Below are 12,717 nucleotides of genomic sequence, written 5' to 3' on the forward strand. Positions count from 1 at the left end.
CCGCCCGGAATAAGGAAAATACAATGAAAAAACACACACCGATTGCGCTGGCCCTGCTTGCTGCGCTGTCTTTTCATGCCCATAGCACGACTCAAGCATCGACAGAAAACGTCACGCTTGGTGCGGCAGTTGAACCTTCCGTTGCTGAAGTGTCATTGCAGTCATTGACTGCCGAACAATTAGTCGCTGCGACAAACCGCGATACCGTTGATACTAGCGAGGTTGAGTCCGCTAGCGAGGAAGCTGTCGAGTCATTGAAGCAACAACTTAAGAATGCCAAGCCGGGTGAGGTAATTATCATCGCCCCTGGCCGCTACGCCAATCTGGGTGTAGTCGAGTTAATCGCTGATGGTATTACGGTAAAAGCCGAGCAGCCAGGAACGGTGCTGTTGACGGGTTTGGTACAGTTGGTCGCCAAAGGCGATGATATTACATTGGATAGCTTGGTTTTCACCGAGGGTGGCCCAGCAGAGCGCTTCGGTGGCGTGCGTCTGGAGGGGATGCGTAATACCTTGCAGAACTCTACCTTCTACTACTTCAATGATGACTACGAATACGAGCCGGACGAGCGCCGAAGTGAGTACCCGCGTTACCTGTGGGTGTCGCTATGGGGCAAGGATGGTAAGGTGCTCAATAACCGCTTCGAGGGTAAGCAAAAGCGCGGTACTTTGATCGGTATTCAGAAGATCATTGACGATAAGGCTGATAACCACCTTATCGAAGGTAATATCTTTTACTCCCAGAAGAAAAATCGTTACGACGAGCTAGCAATCAAAGAGGCGATTCGTTACAACGGTAACAGCTGGGAAGCGATCCGTATTGGCGATTCAAAGAGCAGCCAATGGCCGTCAGCCACGCAGTTTGTTAATAACCTGTTGGTGGACTCTGACGGTGAGCGCGAGCTGATCTCCATCAAATCCGGCGAGAACCGTATTGCCGGCAACACCATCTTCGAAAGTGCATCGATGATTTCCCTGCGCCACGGCAAGGCCAACGTAGTAGAGAACAATGTGATTATTGGTAACCACAAGCAAGATACCGGTGGTATCCGCATTTACGACGAAAATCATGTTGTGCGCAATAACTACCTAGTAGGCCTGCGTGGCTCGGGTGGCCAGATCGCCGGTAATGCCGATGTCCGCGGTGGTGTGGTGATCAACACCGGTATTATCGATGTGAAGAACAATGAAAAGCTTGATGAGTCAGTAAAAGGCAAAGAGCTTAACAAGCAGTGGACGCCGAAGAACGTAAGGGTGGAAAACAACACCTTGGTTGATGTCGAGTTCGGCATGGTACATGGCAACCAAGGCCACCGAGTAAGCTTGTTTGACAACAGTGAAGTAGAGACAATCTTTACTGGCGATCGCATCTCGTTCAGAAGCAACGTGGTGTATAACGAAGGTGAAGATTTGCAGGCACTGCGTGCCGATCTGGCAACTCCGCTGACAAACCCAAGCTACAGCAATGAGACATACTACGGTCAGGTTCATGGTATAGACGGAGTGCCAAAAGGCGCTTCCCAGCAAAAGCCAACCTTCACTAAATTTGGTGATTTCTACCAGTTTGCTGAAGGTGGTGCCGATGTGTCGAAACTGCACGTTTTAACTGCGGATGAAATCGGTCCAAGCTATCGATTAGTAAAATAAATAATTTCATTTTCTAATTTAAAAACTGCAGTTAACTGCAGTTTTTTTTTCTAAATTAAAATTTTCATGGATGAGGGGAAAATGTTCGCATTCGGTTTCAAAAGGTCTTTATATCTGTCAGTGATAAGTATGCTGGCATTAGTCTTGGTGATTATTAATTATTTTACTTTCTCGTCGTTTATTAATAATGCAGATAAAGATCTTAACAGTGCTATTCGTTCAGCGATTAACTATGAAGTGAGTTACGTTGAGTCACTAATTGAGCAAAATGTACGTTCGGCAGAGCAATTAGTGGCGAGTTTTGCGCAACATGACTACCAACTCAATTTTTTCGACACCATAGAGATGGCACAGCAAGTTTCTGGCCTCACCAAAATAACACTGGGTTTTGATGATGGTAGGAGTTACGTATCTATTCCGTCGGAATCCTTTCCAAATGGCGTTGGGTCGGTCGATAGCTATGACCCAAGAACGCGCCCTTGGTATCAAATGGGCAAGCGTTCATCGAGCACGCAGATCAGTGATGTGTTTTTCTCACGTGAAAACATACCGTTAACAGGAGTTATCGTACCTATGCGTAATGGTGTGCTGCTGTCGGATATTCGTCTATCTTACCTTCAAGACGCGATCGAGCAGATGAATGTCCATGATGGGGCAGTGAGCATCATTACTGATGAAAGTGGTTTAGTATTAGCCTCTACGGCGGAGTTTGCCCAAACCAGTTCGGTTTTCCAGGCGTCGGCTTTGGCATCATCCAATCACTCAAACAGGGTTGAAATTGGTGATCAAGATTGGTTTTACTTTTCTAGCCCGCTTCAAGTGCTCGGCAAGAAATGGCATTTCATAACATTTGTTGATGCTGAGCTGGCATATCAACCGGTTTATCAATCTATGTGGACGCTGGTGACTATCTCCTTAGTGATTGCCTTGTTGTCGATTGTGGCCTTGGCGGTACTGTTGCAAGTTATCTACCGCCCAATTATATCATTGAAATCGATTATCAATGACTTATCGGCAGGGACAGGGGATTTAACCCAACGTCTTGACGTAACGAACCAAGATGATCTTGGTCAAATAGCTATCGGCATCAACAAGTTTATTGAAAAGCTGCAAACTATGATGATTGAAGTAAAAGCAGTGTCTGATAATTTATCGGAAAGAGTCACATCGTTACGACATCACTCACAGGTCAGCCAGCAGGTTCTAGAGCAACATTTGGTGGAGACGGATTCAATTGTCACCGCGGTGGAAGAACTGTCTAACTCGGCGGGGTTAGTGGCAGCAAATGCAAAAAATAGTGAAAACTTAACAAACGATGCAAACGAGTTAGGCAACCAGTCGCAACAAACCCTCCAGCAAGCCTTAGTTATTATTGAAAGCTTAGTCAGCGATGTTGAAAGCACCTCACAAAATATTACCGATATGGAAAGTGAGACAAACAGCATTCAGTCTATTGCGACCGTGATTGGTGAAATTGCCGAGCAGACGAATTTACTTGCGCTGAATGCCTCAATTGAAGCCGCGAGGGCTGGCGAGCAAGGGAGAGGGTTTGCAGTTGTTGCCGATGAAGTGAGGGCGCTGGCAGCCAGAACACAGCAAAGCACCAGTGAAATTCAATCAACGCTATTTAAATTGAATGCAGTATCTTCTGATGTTGTCAACGCCATTACGCGAACCAAAGCGACATGCAGTGACATGGTGAACGAAACGAACAATGTGTCCAGTCAGCTCGCGAAACTGGAAACCAGCGTGGATAAAACCCATGAGTTGAGTGCGCAAATATCCAGTTCTGCGGGTGAGCAAAATATTGTCATTACCAACATCAATAAAAATATTCACCATATTCACGCGATGGTCGGGCAGGTGCAAAGTGAAATGAATAACCAGCACCAAGAGTCGGAACAAATCGCGGTGATTAACGATCAGCTAGGCGGTGCCTTGTCTAATTTTAAAATCTAACATAAAAAACGTTGCCCGCATTCGAGTGGAAATGATAGGGCAACGTTTCTTTTTGAACAGCTAATAGTGTAAATATTAGTCGTTGTACTTTTCTTCTACCGCGTACTCTAAGCTATAGAAATGCGCTTCACTCTGCCCGTTATCAAACTGGTTGTACACGCCAGCCTTGAAGTAGTTCAGCATATCCTTCCAGTAAGAAATATCATGATTCACCGTGGTTTTACCGTCAACTTTGATTGCTAAGGTTTGGTTGCCGACAATCACATCGAAGCGGGTTGGGTGATCTGGTTTCATGGGGCCAAGATCGTAGCGTTTGTAGGCTTTTTTACACGCTTGAGTTTCTCGGTGCTCACTGCCCGTACCGCAGTGAACAGCATTGTTTTTTACTACCGCCCAGTAATGATTTTCCACACCTCGGCGCTCGCCTTCCCACACGATACGCACTAGCGGGTGAGGAATATATCCGACACCATGCAGGCCATCGTCAAATGTCCCTTTGTTGTGTACCTGGAGGAATGTCATTTCATCGCGGTTTTGGGTGCTGTTTTTGATCGACTCATTAGGATTAATCGGCAGAATATCGGCACTTAAGCGATAAAAGGTGTACGGGTCATCTGACTTAAAGTGCTCCAGCACACGCAGCTCGTTTCTTAGCTTATAGCCTTCCATTTTGAACACAAAGGCTTCCGAGCCTTTATCGACATAGAAATTCTCATTTACAACATCCGTGAAATCGCTATCGAGTGCGACTTCGTTTTTGCTGCCTTCTTTAGCATTCGGTGTTGAGATTTGTAGCTTTGAGGCAGATAAAATTGAAGCAAACTTCTCGTATTCTGCGGGTGCGGCCATCTCACCGGATGCTGGTGACATAGTGATAGAGGTGGCGGTTGTTGAAGTACAGCCCATGAGTAAAGCCGCAACAGCGATCCCTGAAGAATAGACAATTTGGTTTTTCATTATTCAACTCACTTTATATTAAGTATCCGAAAACTGTGATCAAGATAATTTAATAGCGCTTAATTGTATTACAATATCATTAGATCTTGTTTGTATATTGTGAAAGAGGTCACCAATTAATAATTAAATAAATTTATGCTAACTAGAGATGTTGATTTTATTCCTTAAAAAACAATCTATTATATTCTTGTGCTTGTTATTTCTAGTAGTTTGATTTTGTAATTTTTTGTTAGCTGAATGCATTGCAATGATTGTATTAATTTGTTGATGAATCTCACAGCACTTATTGTATTATTTTATTATATTAGTGCTATTCGAAATTGTAGAGCGACAAGAAAATGACCTTTAAACAAAACCTGATTGCACTCTCTCTTGCTGGCGTATTGGTAGGCTGTGGCTCAACGGGCAGCAGTGTTAACACGGTTGATATTGAAACCAGTGCGGTAAATACCTCGACCTTAACAGTGAATGATAAGACTGTAATTACGTCTGAATCTATTCTTCCTGCTGACGGCCAAGCCTTAAAACAGCAAATCTTGGATCTGCAAGATGGTGACACGTTAGTTGTGCCTGCTGGTAAGTATGCCGATTTAGGTGTGTTCAATATTTCGGCCAATAACGTCACTATCAAGGCAGAGCAGCAAGGAACGGTTTGGTTTACGGGCTCGGTGCAGATCAACCTGACAGGTAATAACATTACCCTTGACGGTGTTGTATTTACCGAAGGTGGCCCGGCAGAGCGCATGGGGGGGATCATTTTCCGTGGTGACAACAATACTCTGCAAAACTCGACATTCTATTACTTCATCGACGGCCTTGCGTATGAGCCTGACGAGCGCCGTGCGGAATACCCGAAATATTTGTGGATTTCGCTCTATGGTAAGCATAACCAGCTGTTGAATAACACTTTTGAAGGCAAGCACAAACGCGGTACGCTGATTGGTGTTCAAAAAGCAAAAGGCGATACGACACCTGATCATCATGTGATAAAGGGTAACCTTTTCTACAACCAGAAGCATAACCAATTCAACGAGTTTGATAACGCAGAAGCCAAACGTTACAACTCCAACAGTTGGGAAGCGATTCGTCTTGGCGATTCAAAAAGCTCGATCTACGATTCAAAAACGCTGATCGAAGATAACCTGTTCCTGCAAAGCGACGGTGAAACAGAGCTTGTTTCATTGAAATCAGGCAGCAACATTGTACGCGGCAACACCATTGTTGATTCTGCCTCTATGATTTCAATGCGCCACGGTAAAAATAATACTGTTGAAAACAACGTGATTATCGGTAACGGCAAAGCGCAAACCGGCGGTATTCGTTTTTATGATGAAGGCCATGTTATCCGCAACAACTATATCGAGCGTGTCATGGGGACAGGCGACGTCCGTGGCGGTATCGTGGTTAATACCGGGATCACTGACGTTGCTAACGGCGAGCAGTTAGACGATAGCATAAAAGGTAAAGAGTTAAACAAACAGGCGACAGTCAATAATGTATTGGTCGAGAACAATACCATTATTGATTCGCGCCAGAATATTCTGTACTCGGATAAATCACACCGCGTCAGCCTGTATGACAACTCTAAGGTAAGTACTATTTACCCTGGCCATAATGTGACCTTCCGCAATAACCTGTCTTACGCAGCGGGCAACAGAACATTGGCGCTAAAAGGTAACGACTCTACCGCACCTTTGGTAGATCCAGTTTTTGAAAACAACCTGTACTTCGGCACCGTAGCGGGCACAGAACTGCCATGGGACGGCGCAATTATGCGTGACCCTAAGCTAGAACGTGCTGAAAATGGCCTGCTTGTACCAACCAATTTCGATGGTGGTGCGCGAGATCTAACGGTATATACCATGAATGACACCGGCGCACAGTACCAAATTAAAAAATAACCATATATTTCATTTCTAAATAAATATATAGAGGCTCAGCGATGAGCCTCTGGATAAATACATAAAGGGATAAAGCATGAAGCTTAAAACACTTTCTATGCTAATAGCGGTTTCGCTATCGGCAGGGGCACTGACGGGCTGTAACTTCTACGATTCACCGCCGAATAATAATGTAGAGGAACCAGAAAATGGTAATCCACCACCAGTTGTTACCCCGCCGCCTGAATTGCCAGATACGGCTGATATTGTTACAAAATCGAGCGATGAATTAATATCAGCGCTTTCAAGTGCTGAGTCAGGGCAAATCATTGGATTATCTAACCAAGGCAACTTTGATTTTGCTGATAGCATTGAAATTACTAAAGATATTACCCTTGTATCTACTGATGCAGACGGTAATGTAATCAGCAGAGATACAGCATCAAATAGTGCTTATGCTGCGGCAAATAACTATGCGGTCATTTCTGGTACAACATGTATCAATATCCCGGATTCAGCCGATCAAGTTCTGAAAGGAACTGAAGGGGTAAGAATTGCCAATATTAAGTTTGAAAATATTAATGTCATTGAGTGTGGAACAGACTCGACGTCAAAGTCTGTAATTAATATTGGTAAAGTTGGTGACGGTGCCGTTCCTGTTACACTGGATGGTTTAGTGTTTGATGGCGCAACGATCAATGAAGACGGTTCACACGGTTGGATTTATTCACGTGGCTATGTGAATGTGTCAAATAGCCAGTTCCTTGATAAGAAAAATGCTGGCATGGATGTGATTAACCTCAACTGTGGTAGTAACCGAGTTGTGGGAGGAAGTGCAGCTTCGGTTGGTTCAGTATTTGACAACAATGAATTCACAGTACTGGACGGTGAGTCGAACTCCGGCTTGCGTGGTGTTGTTGCTGGTCTTCAGTTCAAAGATAAGACTTGTCAAGCTACGGTAAGTAACAATAGCTTCAGCGGCTTTGAAAGTGAAACCACCACCTTTGATGATACGGGGGCGGCAATTGCTGATGGTAGTGGTGATGGTGCAACAATCGAAGGAAATACCTTTGGTGATGATGAAGGCGGCAATCCAGATCCAATCACAGTTATTAATGTTGACGAGTTAAATGAGGCAATTAGCGAAGCAGCAGCAGGTACGGTTATTACTCTAGATGCCGCGGGTACGTTTGATTCTGGCGTGATTAACGTTGATAAAGCGGTGATCATCGATGGTGGTGAAGGCAATAATGCAACCATTACTGGCGATGCGTGCTTTACCGTGAAAGCGGCTGGCGCTGAAATCAAAAACCTAGCATTTGAAAACAGCAAACTGGGTTGGGATGATGAAAATGATGTCATGGAAGAGACTTGTGCTTTAGGCAGTTCTGATGGTCAATCGGGTGCGATCTCTGTTGATGCGGTAAGTGGTGCACCAGTTAAGTTGAGTAACCTAACGTTTGATGCAGCAAATACCACTGATTTTGGTACCAAGAAGGCTAGTTGGGTATTCTCATGGGGGCAGTTTGAACTAACAGACAGTACCTTTAACAACCTATCTGGCAGCATTCAAAATAATGGGGTGTTCGTTAACTGTGGCAAATCACAAGCACGCCAAGGCAGTGTGCTAAGTGGTAACACCTTTAATATCACAGCGGGTGGTAGTGAAGTTGCCGCAATTAAAGTCGGTGACTCTACGGGCGGTATAATCAAAGATGATCCAAACGACAACAATAAGACGTGTAACGTTACAGTGGCAGACAGTGAATTTAATGGCTATGCGGTTGAGCACACTCAAGATATGAGCAGTGATACTGGTAAAGATAATCGTCAAGCAGCTATTTTTGCTCGCGAAGAAGTTGGAGCGATTACTAAGTCAGGAAATATTGTTACTCCATAAGATAACAATCATCCATAAATTACATGTACTGTAATGAAATAATTTATTTAGAGGTGAGCGAGCCGCTCATCTTTTTAGAATAATTAAGAGACACCCATAATGAAAAAAACACTTTTAGCAGCAGCGCTATTATCGCTGGTGAGCGGCGCGGCGTCTGCCAGCAGCACAATGACTTTAAAATGGGAACACAAATTATTGGATGGCCGTACTGACCGCCCTAAATTTGAATTCAACCACCGCATGGATAATGGTTTTGCTTTTGGGTTCGAGCAGGCTTGGCAGTATGACCGTAGTAAAAAAGAGTTAGAAACCGGCTTCGCCCCAGAACAATATGAATTGACCTTTAAAACCGATTACCAGCATCGCTGGGGGGATCGCAATGAACACCAAGCGGGTGGTGTGTTAGATTACCAGACCAAAGAAACGGCAAATACTGTGCGTGCAGGGGCGTACTACGGCTACCGTGTAACTCGCGATTTTAGTTTCAAAACCCGTGCACGTTACGCGCAGAATATTGATCGTTTGAGCCTTGGTGATAACCCTCGTTACCGTAATGATTATAATAAAGAAATGCGCTTTGATCTTTGGTTAACCTATCGTTGGTCTGATTTTACCTTTGTGTACGATCTTATTCACTTGCGCAAACTCTCTTCAGAGAAGAATAGCTCAGGTCAAGAGCAGCATACGTTTGATAACAATTCCCAGAGTGCATGGGAACACGAATTCAGTGCAGAATACCGCCTACCAAATGCACGTGCCCACGCTTTTTACGGCAAATTTAAGCTTAAACAAGAGCTGCTTAAAAATAGCCACCAGAATAGCGAGTATGATTGGTACGGAAAACGTGATAATGCCATTGAGTTTGGCTATAAGTACCGCTTCTAATTAGTGAATAAATACTAGCTTATTAATGTCAAGAGGCATTGTTGCGCGAGGCAATAATGCCTTTTTTGTCTTTAAAGATGAAAAAGTGATGAGAAATAAATTAACTTTAGCCAGCACGTTATTACCGCTGGTAATTATATCTGGATGTGGTAGTGAAAGCGGAGGATATACTCCACCGCCAAATATTGGGGAGCCTGGTTCCGATCCTTCAGCACCTAACTCCTATGTGAAATATCAAAATGTGTTAAGCCAGTCTAGCCTGCAAGTCTCTGACCCATTTGGCGAACCTGGCAATAAAGAAACATTGGTCAAAAATGGTCAATTTGCCGATTTCTATAACGACCACTTTTACTATGATCAAAGTGTCGAAAACCTCACGTTTGCTATGAGCGGTTATTCTAATCGTTCAGAAGTACGTGTAGATGAAAACTTTGATACATCAGAAGTGGGTGTGCAGCGGGTGCTGAACGCCAGCATTCTGCCTATCGGTGTGGAATCTTCTCTCGCCAACTCCCCAGCAGATAAAGATACAATTACCTATCTTCAAATTCACAACAAAGGCACCGATGAGAGCGGTACTGGTTATATTCCCCACCCATTGTTACGTATTGTTTACGAGCAGGAAAGAGATGGCTTGATTGGCCACTATTGGGCGGTGTTAAAAACCAATGCAGTTGATTGCTCCGATCCAGTCAAGTCAGAAACGGATGATTGTAAGTATGCCTATGAGCGCATTGATCTTGGCAAAGCCGATCTTGATCGCGCGACTGACTTTAAGCTTGAGGTAAGAGAAGGCAAGCTGAGCATCGATAAGGACAACATTCGAGAAGTTGAGCGCGACATCACCTACTGGTCACACCTATTGAGCTATTTCAAATTTGGGCTATACAACCAGTTTGAAAATGGCGAAGCAAAGGTGCAGTTCCCAAGTGTCAGTATGAATAAAAGTGATACGGATAAAAACTGGGACATAGACCAGTGGAAAATCACCATCCCGGCCAGCAAAGACGATTGGTATGGCTCGGGGGGAACCAGTGCCGCAGAACTTGAGCCGGCGCATTGTCACTCAAGTAAAGACACGCTCTCTAATGATTCTAGATTGTGGTTTAGTCCGGCTGGTATATCTTTTTTTGACGTAAGCGATGGCCGCATGCATTTCAGGGCTGATATGGGCTACGGCACGACCACAGAAAACTCGAACTATATACGCTCCGAGCTGCGTGAGCTGTTCAATGCACAAGCGTTGAACACTTGTAGTACCAGCCGTGATAACACCAGTTGGAAAATCCACGATAAGGCAACGGGTACAACGAAGCATACACTTAGCTCAACACTAAATGTTGAAGGTTATCCTGACATTCAGGGGCAAGACCCTAAGGTGATTGTCGGCCAGGTTCATGGCTGGAAGATAAAGCAGGCGCTGGTGAAAGTGCAGTGGGAAGGGGATAACAAGCCTGTTCGCGTTATTTTGAACCAAGACTTCTATAAAGATAACCAATCGTGCTCGTCTGGCACTCCGGATTATCCGCAATGCCAAGACTGGCCATTTAGTGTCAATATGGGGACTTATGCCTCGGGTGAGGATTGGCAGTACACTATCAGTATCGATGAAGGCGGTATTCGCTTGATCACTCAAAGCGAGGATGGTTCTAACCGTGTGTCACACTATCTTGAATGGGGTAAATTGTATTTCGACACTAATAATGGGACGGTCGAAATGAGCAAAAACTGGGCGGATGACGATGTTGCTTACTATTTCAAAGCGGGTATTTATCCTCAGTTCCGGCCCGATAATGCTTACAAAGGTAAAGTTTTCGATGTGAGCTTTAAAGACGTAATGATTTCACATTATTAACAGTGTTTTGTGTCTGAATGAAAGCCTTATCAGTAAGCTGATAAGGCTTTTTTTGAAGTGTGTGGCTTAAGTATTAACCTGCTTTTCTATATTCTTTTCTGCATCGCCCATCGCCCATCGCCCATCGCCCATCGCCCATCGCCCATCGCCCGAAAAGTACAAGTGATTGGATTTTCTGTCTATGTCGCTTTGGCAGGGGCTGGTTAACAATGAGTACATGTTCAATGAAACACTAAACCTATAACATCCAATATCAATAACAGCTCTAGGAAGGAACGAACTATGCCTATTCAACAACAGTTTCGCGATGCCATGTCTAACCTTGCCGCAGCCGTCAATGTGGTGACATCGGGAGGGGAAGCTGGCACTGTTGGCCTGACAGCGACAGCCGTCTGTTCGGTGACAGATAGCCCTGCAACGGTGTTGGTGTGCGTTAACCGCAATAGTGCCTCCAACCAGATCTTCAAGGACAATGGCCGCATCTGCGTGAATGTGTGTGCTGCCGAACACAAAGACATGTCGATGCATTTTGCTGGGATGACAGGCATGGCGATGGAAGACAGGTTCCAGCTACCGGGTTGGGAATTTAACCAGCATGGTGTGCCAGTACTGACTGATTCCTTGGCAACACTAGAGGGTAAAGTGGCTTCTGTAAGCGAAGTGGGTACTCACAGCGTGTTCTTCGTCGAAGTCGAATCCATTACCACCACCGAGAGCGATGCGCTGGTGTACTTCTCGCGCGAGTTCAAATCTGTTGAAGCGACAAGGAAGATGCCGGAAGTCGCTTAAAAGTACCAGCTCTATTTGCTTTCTTGAACGCAGGAGCTTTCTTGGTATCAAACAGGCCGCCAACTCTTCCTATATAAAGAATTGGCGGCCTGTTTGCGCTTAGAATTTCAGGCCAACAGTAACGGCAATTTGGTCAGGTTCGTAGCGGTAAGGGCCCACATCTAATTTCAGTACTTCATTGGAGACATTGATGTAGAACATATCTGCCGTCAGGCGTACGCCAATACCATAATAGGTGTTGGTATCAGAGTAATTAGTGGAGTAGCAATATTTACTCGAACACCACCTGTCATCTTCGGTCGTACGGTGGAAACCCAGCGAAATATATGGTTTAAGAGACACGCTTGGGCTCAGTGGGAAAGCATAGCCTAGATCTGTACCAAACTTCACTGTGCTGTAATCAACCGAGCCGCGATAATAGTCATATCCGGACTCTTCATAGGACAGGTTGAAACCGACAATGCGGTTGAAATCATAACCCCCTTCTAGCTTGAAGCCTGTATCGGTGTCGATGTAACGATCAGACAGATAAGAGATCCCCAAGCCAACACGCGGTCCCTGGTAAGCGTTAGGACCGCCATGATGGTAATGATGGTGCGTGTGATACTGATTGGCGCTAGCAACCATCGGAGCTGTAGTTAGCAGGGTTAAGGCTGCGGTTGCGAGTAACTTTTTCATTGTCTGCCTTACTGTGGAAATGGGAAGCGGGCAGATTATGGTGATTAAGCTTAGGATTGTAATTAGTAAGGCAGGTGAAATCACAGAAGTCTGACAAAATGAGTTATTTTCGAAGCATTTGGCTGCTGTTTCATGTCAAATGTAAGCAGTTGTTTCGTTTTTGTATGT

General features: G+C 44.7%; 9 protein-coding genes. 7 read left to right on the top strand and 2 right to left on the bottom strand.

Annotation, left to right across the window (positions count from 1 at the left end):
• Nucleotides 1-23: 23 nt before the first annotated feature.
• Entirely contained in the window at nt 24-1,646 is a 1,623-nt protein-coding gene (locus tag R2X38_RS13275; RefSeq protein ID WP_317522736.1) for a polysaccharide lyase 6 family protein, read from the top strand.
• Nucleotides 1,647-1,727: 81 nt separating this feature from the next.
• Nucleotides 1,728-3,605, top strand: a complete 1,878-nt coding sequence (locus R2X38_RS13280) for a methyl-accepting chemotaxis protein (RefSeq protein WP_317522737.1) — start codon at nt 1,728-1,730, stop codon at nt 3,603-3,605.
• Nucleotides 3,606-3,680: 75 nt separating this feature from the next.
• Here R2X38_RS13280 and R2X38_RS13285 read toward each other — a convergent pair whose 3' ends face one another.
• Entirely contained in the window at nt 3,681-4,562 is an 882-nt protein-coding gene (locus R2X38_RS13285) for a polysaccharide lyase family 7 protein (RefSeq protein WP_317522738.1), read from the bottom strand.
• Between the two features lie 338 nt (nt 4,563-4,900).
• On the opposite strand from R2X38_RS13285, the gene R2X38_RS13290 reads away from it, so the two are divergent.
• The 5 genes from R2X38_RS13290 (at nt 4,901) to hpaC (ending at nt 11,871) form a co-directional block, all read left to right on the top strand.
• Nucleotides 4,901-6,463 (top strand): polysaccharide lyase 6 family protein, encoded by a 1,563-nt coding sequence (locus R2X38_RS13290; protein WP_317522740.1) that lies wholly within the window; start codon nt 4,901-4,903, stop codon nt 6,461-6,463.
• 76 nt (nt 6,464-6,539) lie between these two features.
• Nucleotides 6,540-8,342: a hypothetical protein gene (locus R2X38_RS13295; protein ID WP_317522741.1), complete on the top strand. Its 1,803-nt coding sequence runs from the start codon at nt 6,540-6,542 to the stop codon at nt 8,340-8,342.
• 99 nt (nt 8,343-8,441) lie between these two features.
• Nucleotides 8,442-9,227: a hypothetical protein gene (locus tag R2X38_RS13300; RefSeq protein ID WP_317522742.1), complete on the top strand. Its 786-nt coding sequence runs from the start codon at nt 8,442-8,444 to the stop codon at nt 9,225-9,227.
• Nucleotides 9,228-9,315: 88 nt separating this feature from the next.
• Complete coding sequence (locus tag R2X38_RS13305; RefSeq protein ID WP_411185188.1) at nt 9,316-11,082, top strand: polysaccharide lyase family 7 protein; 1,767 nt, start codon at nt 9,316-9,318, stop codon at nt 11,080-11,082.
• Between the two features lie 282 nt (nt 11,083-11,364).
• Nucleotides 11,365-11,871, top strand: coding sequence for a 4-hydroxyphenylacetate 3-monooxygenase, reductase component (hpaC, locus tag R2X38_RS13310; RefSeq protein ID WP_317522745.1), 507 nt, complete (start codon nt 11,365-11,367; stop codon nt 11,869-11,871).
• Nucleotides 11,872-11,970: 99 nt separating this feature from the next.
• On the opposite strand, the gene R2X38_RS13315 is transcribed toward hpaC, so the two are convergent.
• On the bottom strand, nt 11,971-12,549 hold the full coding sequence (locus tag R2X38_RS13315; protein WP_317522746.1) for an outer membrane beta-barrel protein: 579 nt from the start codon (nt 12,547-12,549) through the stop codon (nt 11,971-11,973).
• Between the last annotated feature and the right edge of the window lie 168 nt (nt 12,550-12,717).

The sequence above is a fragment of the Photobacterium rosenbergii genome (assembly GCF_033022775.1).
Classification (GTDB): domain Bacteria; phylum Pseudomonadota; class Gammaproteobacteria; order Enterobacterales; family Vibrionaceae; genus Photobacterium; species Photobacterium rosenbergii_A.